The organism is Paenibacillus sophorae (genome assembly GCF_018966525.1).
GTDB lineage: Bacteria > Bacillota > Bacilli > Paenibacillales > Paenibacillaceae > Paenibacillus_AQ > Paenibacillus_AQ sophorae.
Genome location: NZ_CP076607.1, coordinates 5,803,968 through 5,825,140 on the forward strand (window position 1 = coordinate 5,803,968; position 21,173 = coordinate 5,825,140).

Genomic DNA, 21,173 nt, shown 5'->3' on the forward strand with positions numbered 1-21,173 from the left:
CTTCCTCCTCTCCGACCGATAAAATAGCGGGGCTGCGTCAAGGCAGCTTAATCGTTTTGCCAACCGGAAGCTTCCTGAGCTCGCTGTCAGGAATGGCGTTAAGCTTCTGGATTTCTCTCCACCTGCTGCCGTCGCCCAGTACCTTTTGCGCGATTTTCCACAGATTGTCGCCCGCTTTCAGCTTATAGACAGCCGGGGCTTTCCGGTCGCCTGCTCTCTGCTGCTGAGTCTTAGCCGCTCCCTTAACGACTTTTACCGGGGCCGCCTGATAGAACACATACTTTTTGAGCGAGAGGGAATATTCGATATCTCCTGAAGTGCCGGCGCTGAGCTTCCAGTTGAAGCTTTCAATGCTCATAGCCATGCTCACGGGTAAATCATTGGAATAAGTGGAATTTTCACTGTACCGCGAAGCGTCCAGCCAGCTTTTCGGCTTTGCCTGCGGCTCCCGCGTCTCCAGACCGGAAAAAACAAAACGGATCGGCCTGCGGCTCGTCATCCATTTTTTGATCATCTCCACATATTCAAAAGGTTTAAGCAAACGGTTCTTCCCTGTCTCCGGCACGAGGACGAAAGGATAGCGCTGCGCCGGAAAGATGCTTTCCAGCGTAATTTCAGTCAGCTTGGGATAGGAAATGGCGTTGATTTCACCCAAATCGATAATGGTATAGCTTTTACCTTCACCCGCTTCCTTGATTTCCAGCGTCTCGGGATTGACCGGCAGGCGGAAGATATCCTCCATATTGTTATAGCTGAGAAAAAAACCGTACTCCTGGTGCGTATTCATGTATACACCCCCTGTGCGGTCGACACGAATTCCTCGCTCAGCTTCTGATTGATTTTGTTGATAATCGAGTCGATATCTCCAGCGTTGTTAATGTTTCCGGTTGTTACCTGCACCGTTGGCGTCAGCTCGACAAAATTTTGAATGGCCTGGATTTCGGCCAGATCGCGCAGCATAGCCAGATCGTCGCTGGAAATATCCACGGTATCTTTGACGGAACCGACCTCTCCAACACGGGCGACGTTGTTGATGTTCCCCAGGTTGTTCATATTGCCCTGTCCCGGACTTTGAAGCATTTTCTGCTGCTTCTGGGTATGGGTATCGTCCTTTGATTCCTTTACCTTGGTGCTGAATTTGTTCACCATATCTTTTCCTACCCGGCCATACTGCTTGGCGGCAATGGAAGGATCGACAAAAGCCTTCTTCTGGCTGTTTATAACCGCCTTATCGCTTACAGGCTCCGGTATCATCTTCCGCACATTATCGATCATGCCGCTGAATACATGCGGGTCTTCCGGGTCAAGCAGATTGACCTTTACATTGGCCAGCTTTTCAAATCCCGGGATATTGCTCAGAAAATCCGTTACGGCCTTGAATTTGGTTAATACTTTGTTCACCGCCGAAGCGATCACCTTCACAAATCCACCGGCAAAGTTCTCAACGCCCAGCGCCATTTGATAAATGAAGTTCAGAAAGTTCATCGCCAGATCATAGAATAATTTCTTCACGGCAAAGCTGGGGTCAATGAACAGATTGCGGAAGAAGTCCGCAAAAATAATAAAGGTGTTATACAGGCCAATAACAATGTTCTCAATAAAACCCTTCAGCCAGCCGAAGCCCTCAGCAATGGCGACGACAACTTCTCCTACGGTGACACCCGACTGCATCAGGATATAAATCAGCAGCGCGACCGCGGCGACGATAAGCAGAATCGGCCAATTGGCTACAAGCCAAGCGGCTGCGAGCGAATATACCTGAACAATCATGGCAGCCAGATAGACAAAGGCGATTGCAGCCAAGATCGGACCGATGACCGACCAGTTCTGCTGGATAACGCCGCCCATATAGATCAGGCCTTCCACTACCATCGAGATGGCGGTTGCCGCGACTAAGAAGAGATTCGCCATGAGATTGATTGCAGCCGTCATCTGATCCGATTTAAAGGCATTATTCAGGGCATCAAGCGCGGGCCGCAGCGCCACAAGCGCCTTTTGCCCTATCAATGCATAAGCTCCGTCTATATTATCCTGGAGCGTTTTCCAATTGTTCTCGTCTACATTCGATTTATCATCTTTTGCCGCACCCTTGATCGCTTTCTCGCCCAGCGATTTCGCCTTGTCAAATACAGAAGCAACATCCAAGCCCTTCAAAGCGCTGACCGTTTTAGACAAAAAGCCGCCCTTATCCGATCCGTTTGATGCGGACGCTCCTCCGGCTGTGGCGGCGCCTCCCCCGGCTCCACCCGCTGATGCCCCCGAGGCAGGCTGATTTCTGGGAAAAAGTCGGGCTGCGGCCTTTTCACCAAAATATTTGGCTACTTCGAACGTATTAATGTTCAGCACATCCAGAACATCGCCGAGCTTGTCCATAAAGCTCTTTTTCGCCTTTGCAGCGTCGCCGCCCGCATTTCCCGATTGTTCAGAGAGCCTCCGCGCCGCTTCCTGCGACTGCATAAAGCCTTCCATAAAGGACTTGTTCTTTTCTTCGTAAATCCGCTCCAGTATTTTCTGAAGGTCGTTCAGCGAATAAGCAGCCCTTTCAAAGTTCTGATTAAGCCGTTCCCATTCCGCGTTCACATTTCTCCAGACCGTGAGCGCACGTACCGGTACTAATGCGGTGCTTGCTACCTCGCTATCCATCTATCCACCCCCTTCATCTCTTTCTTCCCTTGCCTCTTGAGCGCTCCCGCTTTTCTTTATCCACCCGGACGGCGATCATCGCATAGATGGCGGCCCGTTCGCGGACGGAGAGCGCCATAAGCTCATGGGGTAAAATATGCAGCTCATGGAGGGCGTAGTAGGCCAGATTGGCCTCTCCGTCGCCCTCGTTAATCAGTTTTTTACGTCGTCCACCAGCTCGTTCATATCGGTGCCGAAGCCGTTAAGCGCCTGCACCCGCTCGCCGAGGGCGGCGAATTCGCCGGGCAGAAGCATTTTGCGCAGCAGCGCCTCCGCGCCCAGCATGCCGTAAGAACGCTGCAGCTCCGCATTTTTCAGATCGGGATATACCACGCTCGCCGTCATCAGCTTGGCCATATAATCATTGGCGTCGATTTCCGGCGTGTAGACGCCGTTCTTGCCTTTGATCTTCCGGGTAGCCGCCTTCCGGCATTCCTGATTCTCGTCCTCCGTCATGCTGCGCAGCTTCCAGGCTGCGGGCTTGCCGTCCTTATCTTTAAAGCGCGTGGATACGATAAATTCCTCGGTCGTGTCGCAGCTTACATTTTGTGCAAAAAACAAACTGAATTCGCTCATTCTCTAATCCTCCTATGATTATTGTGGCCCGCCGAGGGCAGGAACCGGCGCTATAGACGCCGCCCTCCCCCGCGAGCAAACTTACATGATGGGCTTAAATGCCTGCTTAAGATACCGTTCCGAACGGCTTGCCAATCTCTACATCCTCGAAAGTGAAACTGACCTCTTCCTCTAGTGCATCCGACTCGGTATCGAGCGAAGCCATAATGACACTGTCCAGATTGACGCCCTTCAGATTGATCCGCTGAGCACCGATGCTGGACGAAGGGTCCTCGTTGATGACTTCGATATCGAAATACTGGTCAACTCCCGTATTCATATAATCGAGCATCATTTGACGGAAACGGCTGGTCATATAAAAAATGGTCATCGAACCGCTTCCCGACCATCCCGTCGCTTTATGCTGGACGCCGCGGCGGCCCAGCGTTTTGACTTCCGCCTTTTGCTTCTCGACCGTAGCCTCCAGCTTTTTCACATAGAACATCTCTTCGATTTGGGTGCCGATCACCGCATAGGCGCGGCCTTCCTGACCGGAAATCGTATCGCTAGCTTTCAAGAACGCCATCTTAAACCACCTTCACTTTCAGATATACTTTTTCTACCGAATCCACCGGTTTTACAGCTGTTTCCAGCACTACGCTATCGCTGTCGACGCCGGCAACGACGGAAATATCGGTCTGCGCGTTGAAGTTCTCAATAGCTCCGATATCCTGTAGATCGTTCATATAGGCGGCGCACTGCGACCAGAACAGCGCACGGCCGTCCTCATTATTGGATACTTTGCCAACAAAGTAAGTTTCAAAAATACGCTTCAGATCAACCGCAATGCCGTCCAGCACACGGAGAACCCGGTTTTTCGAAAAAGCCTTGTCTCTCGCCGGTGTGAACGCCGTAAGCGTATTGATATCCTGCTCGACCACCGCCTTTGCGCCGTTGTAAGTAAAGAGCAGTTCACCATTCAGGAGCGCCGCCGTCGTCTCGGAATGGCTCAGACGGACATCGACATCCACCGCATCATCATAGGCCTGATAGGTCAGTGATTCATTTACCGCAGCCGCTGCGGTCGCTCCCGCTGTCCATGCCACCGCATTCGTCTTATCAACTACGGTGCCGTCGCTTAGGATGACGCCGTTCTTTACACTGATGACCCCTTCATAACCGGCGGTGGCGTAATCCGACACAACAACCTGCACCTTCTTGCCTTCAGAATCGCGAAGCCGTTTCACATAAGAGGTGTAGAGGGCTTTAAGCGAGTTGTCTTGCGAGACCAGACCGACCGTTTGAAAATCCTGCACCTCCAGCGCGGCCAAAAAATCGCTGTGGTTCTGATTGGTTACAGTCCCGTTGCTTCCGCCCGTAAGCGGAATGCCGGCAGATGCCTGGAGTCCTTCCGGCCCGTTCGCCTCGAACGTGACATAGTCGTTATCCAGCAAATCGGCTGCGGCAGCAACCGTCTGTCGGTCCACTTCCGCCCCCTCAAGCAGCGTCTTAACGTCGAACTTGGCCGGGTCCTCGATATTGCTTGCAATCACGACCGACAGATCATTGCCGCGTTCACCGCCATATTGAGCCGTTGTCTTCAAACCGCTGGCCGTTGCCTCGGCTTTGACGCCGGTATTCAGTCGGTAAAGCAGCAGTTTGCCTGCCCGCTTGAGCGCTTCGCGCACCGGAAGCAGCGCCTCATGCGTCCAATCATACCCGAGCAGCTTGGCGATATCTTCCTGAGGCGTAATGCCGATGATTTCACCGGCAGGCCCCCAGGAGAGCGCCAGAGCCAGTGCGGCGGTGCCGCGTTCTCCCATTTTGCCGATTGTGCCCGATTGGGATGACACATTCACATACACCCCGGGACGCACCTTGTTTTGCGTTGTCCATGTTCCTCCAGCCATTAGATAACCTCCTTCGTTAAAAAGAGCTCCAGCTCTTGTCTCGCCTGTTCAAGCGTATAGCTTTGATCCTTCTGCAAAATCACGTCAAGCACATCCTTTTCCCTTGGCGTAAAAATTGCCGACTCCAGGATCTGTGTTTTGCCGAATACGATATTGTTCTCATTCATTGTGCTCATTTCAATCTTCCTTCCTCTGTGAATTGACCCATTCTCACCGTTTCAGGACGCTCGCTTTGCAGGTACAGCGAATACTCTGCCGTGAACAGAGCTGCTTCTCCATCCGCTCCGCCCGTCCAGGTCTGCCGTACACTGCGATAGCTCACCCCGTCCCCTTCTACAAGGGTAAGAGCATCGCGCAAAGCGTCCGCCATAACCTCCGCCTCCGATACCGGAACGCCTTCATAGCGGACACCGAACCGGTACACCGCCGCATATCGGTCTTCCCGCTGCCGGTCATACGCCGCCGAAACCAGAAACAGCCGAAAGCCCGGCGTCTGCGCCTGACCATCACTTGAAATAACGGGAATGTCCGCAAAACGCTGCTCCAGCGCAGCCGTAATGCAGCTCCGTAAATGCTGTACAGACATCATTGCCTTCCTTTCTTGATCCCGGCTGTCTGCCGGTTATTGCCGATCTCTTTCTGTAATTGCATCCTTACCTGTGCATTCATCCCCTCCCGTCTTCCCGATAAGCAAAACGGACATCATCCCTATGGATGACATCCGTTTGTTGGCGCAATGACCGAAAGAAACTTTCACCGCTCTCTTGGCTCTACAGGTGTATCTGCTGCCTTTTGCTGAAGCATTCATGCTCCCACGGTGTTCTTTCGCTTCATTTGCCATGGTATAATCATATCTCCTTTTTTAGCGTATGAAGACGGCGTTCGGGCGAAGTTCGGAAGAAGGTTGAGTTGGAAAAAGACGCTTTTTCGGCGGTGGATGGATCTCTTCTTATTGAACACTTTCAAGGGTTCAGAACGTCGTGAGACAGTTCGGTCCCTATCTGTCGTGGGCACAGCAAATTTGAGAGGAGCACATGGTAAGACAAAAAGGAGACCGCCCTTTTCGGACAATCTCCTTCTCGCTTTCTTCAATTGTAGCGAACTTTGTTTGGTCTATTATCGGCTATTCGAAAGCACGCCGGTGTTTGCCTTTTGCGTTTTGGACGCCGTTTTGATCATCGGACCCAGCGACAGCATGTTCAACTCCTTGAAAGCCAAAGCCATTTTATAAAAAGCGCGCGTCCGGATTTTAACATACGTATCCTTGCTGACGGGCGGGTCGAATACATGATTGTAAACCGTATAATCGAATACCTCATCCCTTCGCAAATATCTTTCCCTAACCAGCTGCTGTTCCCGGTTGTCCAATCTCTCCACTACCGATTCCACAGCGGCACAGTAGGCTCTCCGGGCGGCAGGCACGTCCACATTATGCGCAGCGAGCGAAGCGGTAGGATCTGCAATAACATGCGTCGGTCCATGAAAACGTTCCGTGTAAGAATACGTAGTGGAAGCCTCTCTCGCCTCAAAAGTAATCGTTTTGAATATCCGGTATTTCTCGAGCATGCTTTCAATCGCTATTTGAGTTTGGCGCCGATCAAGTTCAGGCAAAGAAGATAGATTCATCATAGTGTAGCGCTCCTTTAATGGTTTTCTAGAAATTTCTTTCAGATGCAAATGGAAAATGTGATAGAATGTTCTGTGTTCGCATCTTGTTCGTATTTTTCTATAATATACCACTTCATCTTTGATTCCGTAAAATCCGGTTTTCAGCCGTTTCGTGCCGATAATCGCATAATAACTCCCATTTCCTTGTCTTATGGCAAAATAATCATTGGTTTATTTACCTTTTGGCAAAATTAGATTATAGTAATATCAGCAGACAATTGCATGACAAGGAGTGTTGCGGGATGGAACATGAGTTTGGATTATATTTAAAACGGCTGCGCGAGAGCAAAGGTCTTACCCTCAGCCAATTGGCTGTGGCCGCAGGCATCAGCGGTTCACAGATCTCACGCATTGAGAACGGGCTGCGCGGCGTACCCAAGCCAGCAACCTTGCGCAGACTGGCAGAAGCCATGAATGCCTCCTATGAGGAGCTTATGGAGCGGGCAGGATATTTACAAGAATATGAACAGATGACTGAAGCGATACCGGAATGGGCGACCAGCAAGGACAAACGCGATTTCAAAAAGATGCTGGAGGATGACGGAGAGCTGATGTTTGACGGAATTCCGCTTAACAAAGAGGACAGACAAAGAATAAAAGACGTGCTGACAGGCTTATTCTGGGAAGCCAAGCAGATGAATAAGCGCAAACCAACTTCCAAACCAGAGAAATCGGATGATTAATACCCTTAACCAATACCTATGCTGCAGGTGAAGATAATGGATGAACTGGTCAATCAACTAATAAAAAAATATAAAACCAACTGTCCGTTTGAGCTATGCCGGGCTTTAGGTATCCATGTCCGATTCATGAACCTGGGCGAAGGAACCAAAGGGTTATACTATCGCAAGCTTCGAAGAAGATTTATTGTCATTCACAATGAGCTGTCTTTGGAATGGCAGCGATTTGTTTGTGCGCATGAATTGGGTCATGACCGGCTGCATAAAGGTATTAACCGGTTCTTTTTAGAGGAGAGCTCTTATTTCGCCCCGGGCAAGCTAGAACGTCAGGCTAATCGGTTTGCGGTTCTGCTGTTAACCGCGGTTACCTCTCCCGAGCAGGATGAATCGCTGGAAAGCTATTATTCACGTTTAGGCATCCCTCCGGAAGTCGGCTTTTTTTTGGAGCCTTAAACCAAACATACACTCTCATCAGGTTCAATTCCTTAGAAAGTAAATAGACGCTCTCACACTGCCGTTAACAATATTGGCAGTTGGGCAAACACAAAAAAACTCTTACCAAAGTAAGAGTGTCTGTTCTTAATGAGTAATTGCTTATGTAGTTGTTATAAAATGGAGCGGGTGATGGGAATCGAACCCACGCTATCAGCTTGGAAGGCTGAAGTTCTACCATTGAACTACACCCGCAAAGGTGAAAATCGGGATGACACGATTCGAACATGCGACCCCCTGGTCCCAAACCAGGTGCTCTACCAAGCTGAGCTACATCCCGTTAGTATTAATGGCGCGCCCTGAGAGATTCGAACTCCCGGCCTTTTGATTCGTAGTCAAACGCTCTATCCAGCTGAGCTAAGGGCGCAAAATATGGAGCGGACGACGGGAATCGAACCCGCGACCCTCGCCTTGGCAAGGCGATGCTCTACCGCTGAGCCACGTCCGCATTTAAATGGTGCGCGTGGAGGGACTTGAACCCCCACGTCAAAGACGCTAGATCCTAAGTCTAGTGCGTCTGCCAATTCCGCCACACGCGCAAGTTACTTAAAAGTGAGCCATGAAGGACTCGAACCTTCGACACCCTGATTAAAAGTCAGGTGCTCTACCAACTGAGCTAATGGCTCATACAAATGGCTGGGGATATAGGATTCGAACCTATGCATGACGGAGTCAAAGTCCGTTGCCTTACCGCTTGGCTAATCCCCAATAATGGATACCTATATAATGCCCATATAATCCTCAAATAATAAGAAGGATATGGTGGAGGCTGAGGGGATCGAACCCCCGACCCTCTGCTTGTAAGGCAGATGCTCTCCCAGCTGAGCTAAGCCTCCATATGTTGGCAATCCACTTGAGTTAATTAAACCTGCGGGTCTCTCAACCCCAAAAACTAATGATTATGGTGACCCGTAGGGGATTCGAACCCCTGTTACCTCCGTGAAAGGGAGGTGTCTTAACCCCTTGACCAACGGGCCGAACAGATATGGAGCTCTCAACCGGGATCGAACCGGTGACCTCATCCTTACCATGGATGCACTCTACCTACTGAGCTATGAGAGCATGGCTCCCCGAACAGGACTCGAACCTGTGACAACTCGATTAACAGTCGAGTGCTCTACCAACTGAGCTATCAGGGAATGGTTGTCCGCTTGGCGGCGTCCTACTCTCCCAGGACCCTTCGGTCCAAGTACCATCGGCGCTGGAGGGCTTAACGGTCGTGTTCGGGATGGGTACGCGTGGAACCCCTCCGCCATCGCCACCAAACGGCAGGCCTTAATCGCCTGAAAACTGGATCGAAACGAAAGATTGCGTTATTTTGGATAAGCCCTCGACCGATTAGTATTGGTCAGCTCCATGCTTTGCAGCACTTCCACCTCCAACCTATCTACCTCGTCGTCTTCAAGGGGTCTTACTAACTTGGGAAATCTCATCTTGAGGGGGGCTTCACGCTTAGATGCTTTCAGCGCTTATCCCGTCCGTACGTAGCTACCCAGCCATGCTCCTGGCGGAACAACTGGTGCACCAGCGGTACGTCCATCCCGGTCCTCTCGTACTAAGGACAGCTCCTCTCAAATTTCCTACGCCCACGACAGATAGGGACCGAACTGTCTCACGACGTTCTGAACCCAGCTCGCGTACCGCTTTAATGGGCGAACAGCCCAACCCTTGGGACCTACTTCAGCCCCAGGATGCGATGAGCCGACATCGAGGTGCCAAACCTCCCCGTCGATGTGGACTCTTGGGGGAGATAAGCCTGTTATCCCCAGGGTAGCTTTTATCCGTTGAGCGATGGCCCTTCCATGCGGTACCACCGGATCACTAAGCCCGACTTTCGTCCCTGCTCGACTTGTAGGTCTCGCAGTCAAGCTCCCTTCTGCCTTTGCACTCTTCGAATGATTTCCAACCATTCTGAGGGAACCTTGGGACGCCTCCGTTACTCTTTAGGAGGCGACCGCCCCAGTCAAACTGCCCGCCTGACACGGTCCCCGTACCCGCTTAGGGTACCAGGTTAGAACCTAGATACGATCAGGGTGGTATCCCAACGATGCCTCCACCGAAGCTGGCGCTCCGGCTTCCAAGGCTCCCACCTATCCTGTACAGATCGTACCCAAGTTCAATATCAAGCTGCAGTAAAGCTCCATGGGGTCTTTCCGTCTTGTCGCGGGTAACCTGCATCTTCACAGGTATTAAAATTTCACCGGATCTCTCGTTGAGACAGCGCCCAAGTCGTTACGCCATTCGTGCGGGTCAGAATTTACCTGACAAGGAATTTCGCTACCTTAGGACCGTTATAGTTACGGCCGCCGTTTACTGGGGCTTCGGTTCACAGCTTCGGGTTTAACCCCTAACCGCTCCCCTTAACCTTCCAGCACCGGGCAGGCGTCAGCCCGTATACTTCGCCTTGCGGCTTCGCACAGACCTGTGTTTTTGCTAAACAGTCGCTTGGGCCTTTTCACTGCGGCCCCCTCGGGCTATTCACCCTACCGAGGCACCCCTTCTCCCGAAGTTACGGGGTCATTTTGCCGAGTTCCTTAACGAGAGTTCTTCCGCGCGCCTTAGAATTCTCTTCTCGCCTACCTGTGTCGGTTTGCGGTACGGGCACCTTCTCCTGGCTAGAGGCTTTTCTTGGCAGTGTGAGATCATGACCTTCGCTACTACAATTTTCGCTCCCCATCACAGCCCAGCCTTATGGTGTACGGATTTGCCTATACACCAGCCTCGCTGCTTGGACGGACATCCATCAGTCCGCGTCACTACCCTCCTGCGTCCCCCCATTGCTCATCACGGATTATGGTGGTACAGGAATATCAACCTGTTGTCCTTCGACTACGCCTGTCGGCCTCGCCTTAGGTCCCGACTTACCCTGAGCGGACGAGCCTTCCTCAGGAAACCTTGGGCTTTCGGCGGATCAGATTCTCACTGATCTTTTCGTTACTCATACCGGCATTCTCACTTGTATGCAGTCCAGCTGTCCTTGCAGTCAACCTTCAACCCGCATACAACGCTCCCCTACCCCTGATGCAAAGCATCAAGCCATAGCTTCGGTGGTGTGTTTAGCCCCGTTACATTTTCGGCGCAGAGTCACTCGACCAGTGAGCTATTACGCACTCTTTCAATGGTGGCTGCTTCTAAGCCAACATCCTGGTTGTCTGTGCAACTCCACATCCTTTCCCACTTAACACACACTTGGGGACCTTAGCTGATGGTCTGGGCTGTTTCCCTTTTGACAATGGATCTTAGCACTCACTGTCTGACTCCCGGACGTAAGTCCATGGCATTCGGAGTTTGACTGAGCTTGGTAACCCTTGCGGGCCCCGCACCCAATCAGTGCTCTACCTCCACGACTTCAAATCCGAGGCTAGCCCTAAAGCTATTTCGGGGAGAACCAGCTATCTCCGAGTTCGATTGGAATTTCTCCGCTACCCCCACCTCATCCCCGCACTTTTCAACGTGCGTGGGTTCGGGCCTCCAGTGCGTGTTACCGCACCTTCACCCTGGACAGGGGTAGATCACACGGTTTCGGGTCTACGCCCACGTACTTAGTCGCCCTATTCAGACTCGCTTTCGCTGCGGCTCCGGCTTCTCGCCTTAACCTTGCACGTTAAACGTAACTCGCCGGTTCATTCTACAAAAGGCACGCCATCACCCCTAAAATGGGCTCTGACTTCTTGTAAGCACACGGTTTCAGGTACTGTTTCACTCCCCTTCCGGGGTGCTTTTCACCTTTCCCTCACGGTACTGTTTCACTATCGGTCGCCAGGGAGTATTTAGCCTTGGCAGATGGTCCTGCCGGATTCATACGGGGTTTCACGTGCCCCGCACTACTCGGGATCCGTCTCGGAGGGAACGATTTTTCAGCTACAGGGCTTTTACCTCTTCCAGCGGGCCTTTCCAGACCTCTTCGCTTAAACCGTTCCTTTGTAACTCCATGTGAGACGTCCCACAACCCCGAAGAGCAAGCTCTTCGGTTTAGGCTGTTCCGCGTTCGCTCGCCGCTACTGACGGAATCACTCTTGTTTTCTCTTCCTCAGGGTACTTAGATGTTTCAGTTCCCCTGGTCTGCCTCTAACTCTCCTATGAATTCAGAGAGAAGTGACTGTGCATTACCACAGCCGGGTTTCCCCATTCGGACACCCCCGGATCCACGCTTGCTTACAGCTCCCCGAGGCGTTTTCGTTGTTCGCCACGTCCTTCTTCGGCTCCTGGCGCCTAGGCATCCTCCGTGTGCTCTTACTAGCTTAACCAACTAAGCACTTTCACTTCACTTGTTCAATCGCTTGACACAAGTTCAGCTAAAAGATGTTCTAAAACGCAATTTTCGTTTCGGTATCCAGTTTTCAAGGATCAAGATTCTTGCATGTTATACGATTGGTGGAGCCAAGGAGGATCGAACTCCTGACCTCCTGCTTGCAAGGCAGGCGCTCTCCCAGCTGAGCTATGGCCCCATAAAAGGGAATTAAATTTTAAGTGGTGGGCCTTAGTGGACTCGAACCACCGACCTCACCCTTATCAGGGGTGCGCTCTAACCAGCTGAGCTAAAGGCCCTTAATCTTGCATATACTCTTATGGAAACCCCATAAGGATGCGCTTGGCAGCGTCCTACTCTCCCAGGACCCTTCGGTCCAAGTACCATCGGCGCTGGAGGACTTAACGGTCGTGTTCGGGATGGGTACGCGTGGAACCCCTCCGCCATCGCCACCAAACGCTTAAGAAAGAGGTTTGCTCTCTCAAAACTGAGCAACGAGTGAGTGTGTTAAGCTTTGCCAAGCAAAGCTAAGATTTGAATGTTTCCGCTCGGGAAACGATTCTCCATAGAAAGGAGGTGATCCAGCCGCACCTTCCGATACGGCTACCTTGTTACGACTTCACCCCAATCATCTACCCCACCTTCGGCGGCTGGCTCCCTTGCGGGTTACCCCACCGACTTCGGGTGTTGTAAACTCTCGTGGTGTGACGGGCGGTGTGTACAAGACCCGGGAACGTATTCACCGCGGCATGCTGATCCGCGATTACTAGCAATTCCGACTTCATGCAGGCGAGTTGCAGCCTGCAATCCGAACTGAGACCGGCTTTATAAGATTGGCTCCACCTCGCGGCTTCGCTTCCCGTTGTACCGGCCATTGTAGTACGTGTGTAGCCCAGGTCATAAGGGGCATGATGATTTGACGTCATCCCCACCTTCCTCCGGTTTGTCACCGGCAGTCACTCTAGAGTGCCCAGCTTTACCTGCTGGCAACTAAAGTCAAGGGTTGCGCTCGTTGCGGGACTTAACCCAACATCTCACGACACGAGCTGACGACAACCATGCACCACCTGTCTCCTCTGTCCCGAAGGCCTACGCTATCTCTAACGTATTCAGAGGGATGTCAAGACCTGGTAAGGTTCTTCGCGTTGCTTCGAATTAAACCACATACTCCACTGCTTGTGCGGGTCCCCGTCAATTCCTTTGAGTTTCAGTCTTGCGACCGTACTCCCCAGGCGGAGTGCTTACTGTGTTAACTTCGGCACCAAGGGTATCGAAACCCCTAACACCTAGCACTCATCGTTTACGGCGTGGACTACCAGGGTATCTAATCCTGTTTGCTCCCCACGCTTTCGCGCCTCAGCGTCAGTTACAGCCCAGAAAGTCGCCTTCGCCACTGGTGTTCCTCCACATCTCTACGCATTTCACCGCTACACGTGGAATTCCACTTTCCTCTTCTGCACTCAAGCTGCCCAGTTTCCAGTGCGACCACAGGTTGAGCCCATGGTTTAAACACCAGACTTAAACAGCCGCCTGCGCGCGCTTTACGCCCAATAATTCCGGACAACGCTTGCCCCCTACGTATTACCGCGGCTGCTGGCACGTAGTTAGCCGGGGCTTTCTTCTCAGGTACCGTCACTCTTGTAGCAGTTACTCTACAAGACGTTCTTCCCTGGCAACAGAGCTTTACGATCCGAAAACCTTCATCACTCACGCGGCGTTGCTCCGTCAGGCTTTCGCCCATTGCGGAAGATTCCCTACTGCTGCCTCCCGTAGGAGTCTGGGCCGTGTCTCAGTCCCAGTGTGGCCGTTCACCCTCTCAGGTCGGCTACGCATCGTCGCCTTGGTGAGCCGTTACCCCACCAACTAGCTAATGCGCCGCAGGCCCATCTCTTGACAGCAGATTGCTCCGCCTTTCAGCCTCCCAGCAGGTGCCAAGAGGAATTATCCGGTATTAGCTACCGTTTCCGGTAGTTATCCCAGTTCAAGGGGCAGGTTGCCTACGTGTTACTCACCCGTCCGCCGCTAAGTATTCTGGAGAGCAAGCTCTCAAAAATACTCCGCTCGACTTGCATGTATTAGGCACGCCGCCAGCGTTCGTCCTGAGCCAGGATCAAACTCTCCAATAAGGTTTTTTCGTGCAGTTACTTCCTCGAATCACTCCAAGAAAATAACCATCCGAAAAGTCTATCGATAGAGCGATTAGCTCATGTTGAAACATCTGACGAGAATTTGCATTCTCATGATGGCCTTTCCAAAGCGTGAACCACGCTGTGAAATCCATCTCTTTTGGAACTCGCTAGAAGCGAATTCCCACTCACTCGTTGTTCAGTTTTCAAAGATCAATGTCTCTCTCAGTGCATCACTGCGTCTCATGCAGCGACCTTTATAATATATCATATTGTCTATCTGTTTGGCAAGTACTTTTTCGAAAAAACTTTTTCTCATTTTTTCTTGCCCGCGGCTTCTTAACATAACAAAAAGGAGCGCGAGATATAATGTATCACGGCGCCCCCTCTTAGTCAACCCTTTTTTATTTATGAAGCATCCGCTTTTTATTAATGCTTGATTTGGGAAGAGCGGCCGCCCCAAGCGTATTTGGAAAGTTCCTTTTGCGGTGCGAATCGAGCATACATGCGAAAAACAGTTTTGTATCTGTTGGCAATAGCATGTCTGATATTTTGATCCAATCGTTGATCGCTTAGGTCGAGCAGCATTTCGTCCAGCTCTTTACGCAAGACATAGTCCAGTTCTTTGCATTCTTTTTCGTTGAACAACATACCCAACATATGCTTGGCCTCCTTTATTTATTCTAATTAAACCGGAGATTCGGCTTGAACTACCGCTTACACTAGATTAACCGAAGTGCCTAAATAATAACCATAATTATATTTTTTTCCTATAAAAACTGATATTTTATTTATACTGTACATTACCCCGAATTTGCGTTTTTGCGTTTTACTGGTATGTGCAATTATTCGAAATTTTATGATAAGAGCGCAAAAGTAACTGTGCTCTCAATGACCGCTGCAATGAGCAGCAATATAACGACCCAAATGGACGCCGTCAGCGTCTGGCGCATAAAAGATGGCCAATCTCCCCCGCTTCGGGTTCTTCTCATCATGCTTGCCGCCGCGTTGGCGCCAAACTGAAGGCCGAATGCGCAAGCTATAATGATGGCGGGGATTTCAATAATCCCATGCGGCAGCAGCCCCTTGACAATCAGTTCGAATACATCCCTTCCCTGAAGGACAAAGGTGTGCACCAAATAACCGATGACTGCCCCGTTGATCAAGAGAAAGATAGCCGGAAGAATGCCGAACAAGGCTCCTAGAAAAATAATCAGAACGCCTTTAATGCTATTGTTCAAAAAGATAAACACAAAAAAGCTCAACTGCGGATTGGACGAGTCCCGTAATTTTTCGCTAATGCTTCCCAGACCCTCCAACTGCTGCATCAGAAGCCGCTCCAGACTTCCCGTTCCAATCCATCCGGCTGCAATGCCGACTATGAATAACAGACATGAGAGCATGAGCGCCTTGCGTATTGTGTAGATATCACGGCCAAAAGTAAATATAGAGAACATGTCTTACCTCCTAAGAGTTTCGTTTTATACCCAAGTCATAACCTTTCCGTACGAGCATACATTTAGAACAAACAAGCTTTCGTATGGGAGAGGAGTCTTGAGTTAATGAATTCCTTCTATGTATTCAGCGGCAAAAAAATAAAACGTTTCTTCTATATTTGCGCCGCTGCTCTGCTTGCTGCCGGAGTCGTTTATGTAGAGCGTGGCAATATTACCGTTTTTTCCGAATCGCCCCCTTCTGCCATTTACAGTGTGCCTACGGAGAAAAAGCTGATCGCCTTGACTTTTGATATCAGTTGGGGAGAAAAACGTCCGGGGCCTATCCTCAAGGTGCTGGAGGACAAGAAAGTCGACAAGGCTACGTTCTTCCTGTCTTCCCCATGGAGCAAGACACATCAGGACATTGTGGCAAATATCAAGAATGCAGGGTATGAGATCGGCAGCCACGGCCACAAGCATGTCAATTACAGCACGTTGAGCAGCGAGGAAATTCGAACTCAGATTACGACAGCAGGTACGATTCTGAATGAATTGACCGGGAAAGAACCAAAGCTGATCCGCATGCCCAACGGCGATTTTGATAAAAGAGTCCTGCAAGTGGCAAACGACCTCGGCTATAAAGTCATCCAATGGGATACCGATTCTCTTGATTGGAAAAATATTGGCGTAGAAAATATAGTGAAGCGCGTGACCAGCAAAGCTCACCCTGGCGATATCGTGCTGCTCCATGCCAGCGACTCCTGCAAACAAACCCATGAAGCACTGCCTCAAATTATCGATGCACTCCGTAGTCAAGGCTATGAATTTGTGACTGTCTCCGAGCTAATCAGCCAGGGCAGCACCGAAGGCAAGGAAGTAAGGGACTCGGCGTGGCTTAGTGATCGTTTGGAGGATGCCGCTGGTTTGTAATCTTTTATTTGGGCAGGGACTTCCGACCGATTAATGCCGCGGGGAGATCAGTTCGGATATATCAGGAGTGGGCATGTTGAGCTTGGGATAAGAGAGCTTCAGTTTCTCCAATGTCATAACTACGATGGACAATGCCAAATAGTTGCGGAACCAGCGGTGATTGGCCGGAATCCAGTACCATGGCGCGTTATCTTTGGAAGTCTCTTTAAAAATATCTTCGTAAGCCTCCTGATAGTCGTCCCAATATTTCCGTTCTTCGAGATCGCTGACATCGAACTTCCAATGCTTGGTCGGGTCCTGGAGCCGCTCCTGGATTTTTTCCAGCTGTTTGTCCTTCGATATATGAAGAAAAAGCTTGATAATAATCGTATTCTCCTCCGTCAGCATCTCTTCAAAGTGCCGGATGTGGCGAAAGCGCCGTTTGGTTTCAGCCTTGTCCTGGCCTCCATGAACGCGGGGTACGAGCACTTCTTCGTAATGGGAGCGGTTAAAGGCCGATATATATCCTTTTGCCGGGGTCTGCTTATGCACTCTCCATAAAAAATCATGGGCCGACTCATCCAGGGTCGGCTTTTTAAAGCTGGTCACCGTAAAGCCCTGCGGATTGATTCCCGAGAAAACATGCTTTACCGTGCCATCCTTACCGCTGGAATCCATCCCTTGAAGGACGATCAGCAGCGCATACTTTTTTTGAGCGAAAAAAATGTCCTGTAGCTCGGCAAGCCGTTCCTTGAGTATGCCCATTTTGGCCTCTGCCTCTTCTTTATTTGTGAAGTCTCCCGTTTCGCCAGGGTTAAGCTTAGGCAGTATTTTGCCGTCTGTGTCTTTTATCATATAGCGGTCGATGTTCATATATACCCCTCCCAGGACGTATCAAGGTCTTTCTTTTATGTTTAACCCAACCCTCCGAAACTCAATCGCACCTTATGCAAATAACCCCGCTTCCTGATTCGGGAACGGAGTTAGGCAATTCATCCGGATGATCCGGCGGCCGGGCGCACAATATGGTGAAGTCTCAAAATCTGGAATGCATTACAGGCAATCAGCGGAACCACTATAAATAAGGTTGCATTATCCACGCCAATCCGCAGCACGCCGATCATTTCCACGATGGTAATACCGGTCATGAAGAAGAACGTCGGAATCCAGGCCGAAGCGTTGGTTTCCCGCACTTTGAAGTAAGCAACCGCAATGGCTGAAAACAAAATGGAAAGACCAAGAGTCAAATCGGATATCAGGCTCCGCTCTCCCCCGACGAACGAACGCAGAAAAATCAAATCAAACAAGGAAATAACCGCCAGCGCGAGCTGTATATACTGCCATATTTTTCGCGGAAACACGCCAAATCCCATGTAGTTCAGAATCAGATACGCAAAAAAACCAAGCTGAGAGTAGACGCTTACAAGCATCCCGTAGCCAAATAAGATAAGCGCATAAAGGAAGGAGTCCGTTAAGCTGTGGAATGAAACGGCACCGCTGATTCCCTGAAGGGCCAGCCCGGCTGCAACACCTCCTGCGGAACCGATCAACAGCGTTGTCCAGAACAGATGAAACCATTTCCTTATATTCAGGCCGCTCACCCCCGTGACAGATTTATTTTACCAAGGTTGCCGGCAAAAAACCATGACCGCCGCAACATAAATGTGTTTTCTCTACGGCATACTACATATCAGTATCCCCAAAAAAGGAGGACGGCACCAATGAGACGGGCGGTATTACGGAATAGCGGAATTGCGCTCGGCCTAATTCTGGTCTTGACGGCCTGCGGAAGCGAGCAGAGCGGCTCTTCGTCACAGCAGTTCAGTTACAAGGAAATGAAGACAATGGTCGTCGATATATTAAAAAGCGAAGAAGGTAAAAAGGCGGTGGAGGAAGCACTCTCCACACCCAGCGGGGGCGGGGGCGGAGCCGGCGGAAACGGCACAATGAGCATGAAGATGCTGCCGCAGACAAATGAGCAAATTCGTCTGGCCGTAAAGGATACAATTACAGCTCCCGAGTATCAGAAGGAAATCGAGAAAATTATGACGGACCCGCAGTTTGCCGGGGATTTTGCCAAAGCTATCAGTTCCCAAAGCAAGCAGTTGCACCTTCAACTGATCAAAGACCCGACATATCAGAAATCGGTTGCCCAAATCATGAAATCTCCCGAAATGATGAAAATGTTCCTTGATCTTACCAAAACGCCGGATTACCGAAAGCAGACCATGACCGTAATGCAGGAGACGATGCAAAATCCTCTGTTCCGGATGGAGGTGCTTGCGCTGCTTAAAACAGTCGTTCAGGAAGAACTTCAGCCAAAAGTTGAGAAAAAGGGCGGCGGCCAGCAAAGCTCAGGCGGGGATAGCAGTGGCGGAGATAGCGGAGGCGGTGGAGATAGTGGAGGCGGCGGACAATAGCAATACGAATAGAACGAAGGCGAATCTTTGAGGACAGGATATAGATGGACTTGGGTTCGCTAAGAAGCCAGACGCTCTTATGTAGGGCCTGGCTTCTTGTCATTTATTCACATTTGATGATAAGCCGATCTGCAATTTCGTCGAACAACTGTGCAGTATCCGTTCCTGCTTTATAGACAGATGGCGAGAAATCGGGCTCGGAGACATGGTTGTCCGGCGCTCCAAGCGGAATTTGCCCGATCAGGTCCGTGTGCAGGTTTTCAGCCAATTTAGCTCCCCCGCCACGACCGAAGATGTAATCTTTTTGGCCGCAGGCAGAGCATTGATAATAAGCCATATTTTCGATAACCCCAAGAATTTCGTGATCCGTCTGCAGCGCCATAGAGCCCGCTCTCGCCGCCACAAAAGCCGCTGTCGCATGGGGAGTGGTCACAATAACCTCTTTGCTCTGTGGCAGCATTTGATGGACGTCAAGCGCCACATCGCCCGTTCCCGGAGGCAAGTCCAGCAGCATATAGTCAAGCTCTCCCCAAGCAACATCGCTGAAGAATTGACGCAGCATTTTACCCAGCATCGGGCCGCGCCAGATCACCGGATTATTTTCACGGATAAAAAAGCCCATCGACATCACTTTCACACCGAAGCGCTCAACAGGAATAATCGTTCCGCCTTCGACGACAGGCCCTTCCTCGATTCCCATCATGTCCGGAACGCTGAAGCCGTAAATATCGGCATCGATCAAACCAACCCTTTTGCCTCTTCTCGCAAGAGCAGCAGCCAGATTAACCGTAACCGTCGATTTGCCTACTCCACCCTTGCCGCTCGCTATGGCAATAAAATGAACACCCGAGTCCTCGCTTATCAGTCCATGGCCTTCCAGACCCGCTGCGTGACCTTTTAGCTTCTCTTCACCGCCGGTTGTCTCTCTTTGGTTCAGTTGAGACCGTTCATGGTCGGTTGCGTCCCGCAAACGGATATGGACATTCTCGGCGCCGCCTTCCCGCAGACGATCCCTAACCTCCTGTTCAAGCTCCATCCGCTTCGTCTCATCCGTTTCCAGACATACCAAAGATAAAGAAATACGGTCTTCCTTAATCATAATATCGCGGATCAACTGCATTTCTACCAGGCTTTTTCCGGTTTCCGGATCGGTAATCGGCAGAAGTAATTCTTGTATTTGTTCCCTGGACAGCATTGGAAAACACCCCTGTTCTGTAGCCGGCAGGTTTATTGACCGGATCTCATTTCTGTCTATTATAGCATTACCGTTTAGGGGAAGAGTAGTCCTTAGCCTGTTCGCCCGCTTCATAGCGCAGAATGCCTCTGTAAATGCTTGTCGCTACTTTTCGTTGGTACAGGTCATCGCCGAGCAGAACCGATTCTTGCGGATGAGACAGAAATCCCACCTCAACCAAGATAGATGGCATTCTTAGCGCCTGCAGCAGATACACGGTATTTACCGTTTTCGCGGTTCGGTCCGTGTTCGCAAGCGTTGTCCGGATCTCCTCCTGTACCAGCCTGGCCAGTGCTTCGTTTCCCGAATGATTCGGATAGTAGAAGACTTGGGCGCCGCTCCAGCGGTTTGAAGGCATGCTGTTCATGTGTATGCTTATGAAAAGATCTGCTCTCTTATCCTCAATCGTTCTGACCCGCTGTTTAAGGTCTTCTGTCTTGCGCTTGGCATAGCTCCTTGTGTCCGATCCGGCAAGATCATAATCGCCTTCACGCGTCATGATGACGACGGCGCCTGCCTGCTGCAGATAATCGCGCAAATACAGCGAGACGGCTAAATTGATGTCTTTTTCAATCAAGCCTTCCCGGCTGACTGCTCCTCCGTCGGGACCGCCATGTCCCGCGTCAATCGCAATGACCTTGCCGGACAGCGGCAGGCTCCAGTAATTCCACGTTCTCGCGGTAGGCATATCATACGAAATAATGCCCAGCAGCAGGGCCATAAGGGCGATGCCCCAAATCCCCTTTTTCATGCTGCTCCAAGAGATCCAGACCGAGACCTTTTTACCTTTACGGCCGGACATAATAAAAAAC

The 21,173-nt window shown here is 50.7% G+C and carries 19 protein-coding genes, 13 tRNA genes and 4 rRNA genes; 4 read left to right on the top strand and 32 right to left on the bottom strand.

The features are described from left to right. Window positions 1-37: 37 nt before the first annotated feature. The 9 genes from KP014_RS28030 to KP014_RS28070 form a co-directional block, all read right to left on the bottom strand. On the bottom strand, window positions 38-787 hold the full coding sequence (locus KP014_RS28030) for a LysM peptidoglycan-binding domain-containing protein (RefSeq protein WP_036589978.1): 750 nt from the start codon (window positions 785-787) through the stop codon (window positions 38-40). Next, window positions 784-2,643, bottom strand: a complete 1,860-nt coding sequence (locus KP014_RS28035) for a phage tail tape measure protein (protein ID WP_036589977.1) — start codon at window positions 2,641-2,643, stop codon at window positions 784-786. The genes KP014_RS28030 and KP014_RS28035 overlap by 4 nt, the downstream gene beginning before the upstream one ends. 192 nt (window positions 2,644-2,835) lie before the next feature. Next, entirely contained in the window at window positions 2,836-3,258 is a 423-nt protein-coding gene (locus KP014_RS28040; RefSeq protein WP_036589976.1) for a phage tail assembly chaperone, read from the bottom strand. Between the two features lie 106 nt (window positions 3,259-3,364). After that, window positions 3,365-3,823, bottom strand: coding sequence for a phage tail tube protein (locus KP014_RS28045; protein ID WP_036589975.1), 459 nt, complete (start codon window positions 3,821-3,823; stop codon window positions 3,365-3,367). A gap of 1 nt (window position 3,824) precedes the next feature. Next, on the bottom strand, window positions 3,825-5,147 hold the full coding sequence (locus KP014_RS28050; RefSeq protein ID WP_036589973.1) for a phage tail sheath family protein: 1,323 nt from the start codon (window positions 5,145-5,147) through the stop codon (window positions 3,825-3,827). After that, window positions 5,147-5,323, bottom strand: coding sequence for a hypothetical protein (locus tag KP014_RS28055; protein ID WP_175491972.1), 177 nt, complete (start codon window positions 5,321-5,323; stop codon window positions 5,147-5,149). The genes KP014_RS28050 and KP014_RS28055 overlap by 1 nt, the downstream gene beginning before the upstream one ends. Beyond that, window positions 5,320-5,736: a phage tail terminator family protein gene (locus tag KP014_RS28060; RefSeq protein ID WP_175491973.1), complete on the bottom strand. Its 417-nt coding sequence runs from the start codon at window positions 5,734-5,736 to the stop codon at window positions 5,320-5,322. Before KP014_RS28060 ends, KP014_RS28055 begins: the two co-directional genes overlap by 4 nt. 33 nt (window positions 5,737-5,769) lie before the next feature. Then, window positions 5,770-5,988, bottom strand: coding sequence for a hypothetical protein (locus KP014_RS28065; RefSeq protein ID WP_036589971.1), 219 nt, complete (start codon window positions 5,986-5,988; stop codon window positions 5,770-5,772). 275 nt (window positions 5,989-6,263) lie between these two features. After that, the gene (locus KP014_RS28070) at window positions 6,264-6,773 is read right to left on the bottom strand and encodes an ArpU family phage packaging/lysis transcriptional regulator (RefSeq protein ID WP_036605464.1); all 510 of its coding nucleotides are present in this window, start codon (window positions 6,771-6,773) and stop codon (window positions 6,264-6,266) included. 284 nt (window positions 6,774-7,057) lie between these two features. Between KP014_RS28070 and KP014_RS28075 the strand changes: the two genes are divergently transcribed. Then, window positions 7,058-7,498, top strand: a complete 441-nt coding sequence (locus KP014_RS28075; RefSeq protein ID WP_036605462.1) for a transcriptional regulator — start codon at window positions 7,058-7,060, stop codon at window positions 7,496-7,498. Window positions 7,499-7,534: 36 nt separating this feature from the next. After that, window positions 7,535-7,948: an ImmA/IrrE family metallo-endopeptidase gene (locus tag KP014_RS28080; protein ID WP_036605460.1), complete on the top strand. Its 414-nt coding sequence runs from the start codon at window positions 7,535-7,537 to the stop codon at window positions 7,946-7,948. A 160-nt stretch (window positions 7,949-8,108) separates the two neighbouring features. Here KP014_RS28080 and KP014_RS28085 read toward each other — a convergent pair. From KP014_RS28085 to KP014_RS28175, 19 genes are all read right to left on the bottom strand, one after another. Next, window positions 8,109-8,182 (bottom strand) — tRNA-Gly (locus KP014_RS28085). 11 nt (window positions 8,183-8,193) lie between these two features. After that, window positions 8,194-8,267, bottom strand: a tRNA-Pro gene (locus tag KP014_RS28090). A 10-nt stretch (window positions 8,268-8,277) separates the two neighbouring features. Beyond that, window positions 8,278-8,354, bottom strand: a tRNA-Arg gene (locus tag KP014_RS28095). A 6-nt stretch (window positions 8,355-8,360) separates the two neighbouring features. Beyond that, window positions 8,361-8,435, bottom strand: a tRNA-Gly gene (locus KP014_RS28100). 7 nt (window positions 8,436-8,442) lie between these two features. Continuing rightward, window positions 8,443-8,526: transfer RNA gene (locus KP014_RS28105), tRNA-Leu, on the bottom strand. Window positions 8,527-8,540: 14 nt separating this feature from the next. Further along, window positions 8,541-8,613, bottom strand: a tRNA-Lys gene (locus tag KP014_RS28110). 7 nt (window positions 8,614-8,620) lie between these two features. After that, window positions 8,621-8,695, bottom strand: a tRNA-Gln gene (locus KP014_RS28115). 52 nt (window positions 8,696-8,747) lie between these two features. Further along, window positions 8,748-8,823: transfer RNA gene (locus tag KP014_RS28120), tRNA-Val, on the bottom strand. 66 nt (window positions 8,824-8,889) lie between these two features. Then, window positions 8,890-8,964: transfer RNA gene (locus tag KP014_RS28125), tRNA-Glu, on the bottom strand. A 9-nt stretch (window positions 8,965-8,973) separates the two neighbouring features. Continuing rightward, window positions 8,974-9,049, bottom strand: a tRNA-Thr gene (locus tag KP014_RS28130). A 1-nt stretch (window position 9,050) separates the two neighbouring features. Continuing rightward, a tRNA-Asn gene (locus KP014_RS28135) sits at window positions 9,051-9,126 on the bottom strand. 10 nt (window positions 9,127-9,136) lie between these two features. Then, window positions 9,137-9,253: ribosomal RNA gene (gene rrf, locus KP014_RS28140) — 5S ribosomal RNA — on the bottom strand. 52 nt (window positions 9,254-9,305) lie between these two features. Further along, a 23S ribosomal RNA gene (locus tag KP014_RS28145) occupies window positions 9,306-12,234 on the bottom strand. A gap of 125 nt (window positions 12,235-12,359) precedes the next feature. Beyond that, window positions 12,360-12,435 (bottom strand) — tRNA-Ala (locus KP014_RS28150). A gap of 23 nt (window positions 12,436-12,458) precedes the next feature. Further along, window positions 12,459-12,535: transfer RNA gene (locus tag KP014_RS28155), tRNA-Ile, on the bottom strand. A 41-nt stretch (window positions 12,536-12,576) separates the two neighbouring features. Beyond that, window positions 12,577-12,693 (bottom strand): 5S ribosomal RNA (rrf, locus tag KP014_RS28160). A gap of 112 nt (window positions 12,694-12,805) precedes the next feature. Next, window positions 12,806-14,362, bottom strand: a 16S ribosomal RNA gene (locus tag KP014_RS28165). Together the 16S, 23S and 5S rRNA genes with 13 tRNA genes alongside form the textbook arrangement of a ribosomal RNA operon. A gap of 429 nt (window positions 14,363-14,791) precedes the next feature. After that, on the bottom strand, window positions 14,792-15,022 hold the full coding sequence (locus KP014_RS28170; RefSeq protein WP_025690203.1) for a hypothetical protein: 231 nt from the start codon (window positions 15,020-15,022) through the stop codon (window positions 14,792-14,794). Window positions 15,023-15,219: 197 nt separating this feature from the next. Further along, window positions 15,220-15,819, bottom strand: coding sequence for a stage II sporulation protein M (locus tag KP014_RS28175; protein WP_036603058.1), 600 nt, complete (start codon window positions 15,817-15,819; stop codon window positions 15,220-15,222). Window positions 15,820-15,924: 105 nt separating this feature from the next. Here KP014_RS28175 and pdaB point away from each other — a divergent pair, with 105 nt between their 5' ends. After that, a complete protein-coding gene (gene pdaB / locus KP014_RS28180) occupies window positions 15,925-16,728 on the top strand; it encodes a polysaccharide deacetylase family sporulation protein PdaB (protein ID WP_036603056.1) in 804 nt (267 codons plus the stop codon). A gap of 30 nt (window positions 16,729-16,758) precedes the next feature. Here the strand turns inward: pdaB and KP014_RS28185 are convergent, their stop codons facing one another. After that, window positions 16,759-17,580, bottom strand: a complete 822-nt coding sequence (locus tag KP014_RS28185) for a PPK2 family polyphosphate kinase (RefSeq protein ID WP_051500576.1) — start codon at window positions 17,578-17,580, stop codon at window positions 16,759-16,761. Between the two features lie 119 nt (window positions 17,581-17,699). Further along, window positions 17,700-18,308 carry a KinB-signaling pathway activation protein gene (locus tag KP014_RS28190; RefSeq protein ID WP_343223034.1) on the bottom strand — a complete coding sequence of 203 codons (609 nt, stop codon included), beginning with the start codon at window positions 18,306-18,308 and terminating at the stop codon, window positions 17,700-17,702. 120 nt (window positions 18,309-18,428) lie between these two features. Between KP014_RS28190 and gerD the strand changes: the two genes are divergently transcribed. Beyond that, the gene (gene gerD / locus KP014_RS28195; protein ID WP_036603054.1) at window positions 18,429-19,127 is read left to right on the top strand and encodes a spore germination lipoprotein GerD; all 699 of its coding nucleotides are present in this window, start codon (window positions 18,429-18,431) and stop codon (window positions 19,125-19,127) included. A gap of 103 nt (window positions 19,128-19,230) precedes the next feature. On the opposite strand, the gene KP014_RS28200 is transcribed toward gerD, so the two are convergent. Beyond that, window positions 19,231-20,322 (bottom strand): Mrp/NBP35 family ATP-binding protein, encoded by a 1,092-nt coding sequence (locus KP014_RS28200; protein ID WP_036603052.1) that lies wholly within the window; start codon window positions 20,320-20,322, stop codon window positions 19,231-19,233. A gap of 67 nt (window positions 20,323-20,389) precedes the next feature. Beyond that, window positions 20,390-21,163 carry an N-acetylmuramoyl-L-alanine amidase CwlD gene (gene cwlD, locus KP014_RS28205; RefSeq protein WP_036603049.1) on the bottom strand — a complete coding sequence of 258 codons (774 nt, stop codon included), beginning with the start codon at window positions 21,161-21,163 and terminating at the stop codon, window positions 20,390-20,392. Window positions 21,164-21,173: the final 10 nt, after the last annotated feature.

Coding starts and splice junctions, on each gene's coding strand:
- KP014_RS28175 (WP_036603058.1), bottom strand. CDS start 15,819: ATGTTCTCTATATTTACTTTTGGCCGTGATATCTACACAATACGCAAG.
- pdaB (WP_036603056.1), top strand. CDS start 15,925: ATGAATTCCTTCTATGTATTCAGCGGCAAAAAAATAAAACGTTTCTTC.
- KP014_RS28055 (WP_175491972.1), bottom strand. CDS start 5,323: ATGAGCACAATGAATGAGAACAATATCGTATTCGGCAAAACACAGATC.
- KP014_RS28075 (WP_036605462.1), top strand. CDS start 7,058: ATGGAACATGAGTTTGGATTATATTTAAAACGGCTGCGCGAGAGCAAA.
- KP014_RS28070 (WP_036605464.1), bottom strand. CDS start 6,773: ATGAATCTATCTTCTTTGCCTGAACTTGATCGGCGCCAAACTCAAATA.
- KP014_RS28035 (WP_036589977.1), bottom strand. CDS start 2,643: ATGGATAGCGAGGTAGCAAGCACCGCATTAGTACCGGTACGTGCGCTC.
- KP014_RS28030 (WP_036589978.1), bottom strand. CDS start 787: ATGAATACGCACCAGGAGTACGGTTTTTTTCTCAGCTATAACAATATG.
- KP014_RS28170 (WP_025690203.1), bottom strand. CDS start 15,022: ATGTTGGGTATGTTGTTCAACGAAAAAGAATGCAAAGAACTGGACTAT.
- cwlD (WP_036603049.1), bottom strand. CDS start 21,163: ATGTCCGGCCGTAAAGGTAAAAAGGTCTCGGTCTGGATCTCTTGGAGC.
- KP014_RS28040 (WP_036589976.1), bottom strand. CDS start 3,258: ATGAGCGAATTCAGTTTGTTTTTTGCACAAAATGTAAGCTGCGACACG.
- KP014_RS28050 (WP_036589973.1), bottom strand. CDS start 5,147: ATGGCTGGAGGAACATGGACAACGCAAAACAAGGTGCGTCCCGGGGTG.
- KP014_RS28065 (WP_036589971.1), bottom strand. CDS start 5,988: ATGGCAAATGAAGCGAAAGAACACCGTGGGAGCATGAATGCTTCAGCA.
- KP014_RS28045 (WP_036589975.1), bottom strand. CDS start 3,823: ATGGCGTTCTTGAAAGCTAGCGATACGATTTCCGGTCAGGAAGGCCGC.
- gerD (WP_036603054.1), top strand. CDS start 18,429: ATGAGACGGGCGGTATTACGGAATAGCGGAATTGCGCTCGGCCTAATT.
- KP014_RS28185 (WP_051500576.1), bottom strand. CDS start 17,580: ATGAACATCGACCGCTATATGATAAAAGACACAGACGGCAAAATACTG.
- KP014_RS28060 (WP_175491973.1), bottom strand. CDS start 5,736: ATGATGTCTGTACAGCATTTACGGAGCTGCATTACGGCTGCGCTGGAG.
- KP014_RS28200 (WP_036603052.1), bottom strand. CDS start 20,322: ATGCTGTCCAGGGAACAAATACAAGAATTACTTCTGCCGATTACCGAT.
- KP014_RS28080 (WP_036605460.1), top strand. CDS start 7,535: ATGGATGAACTGGTCAATCAACTAATAAAAAAATATAAAACCAACTGT.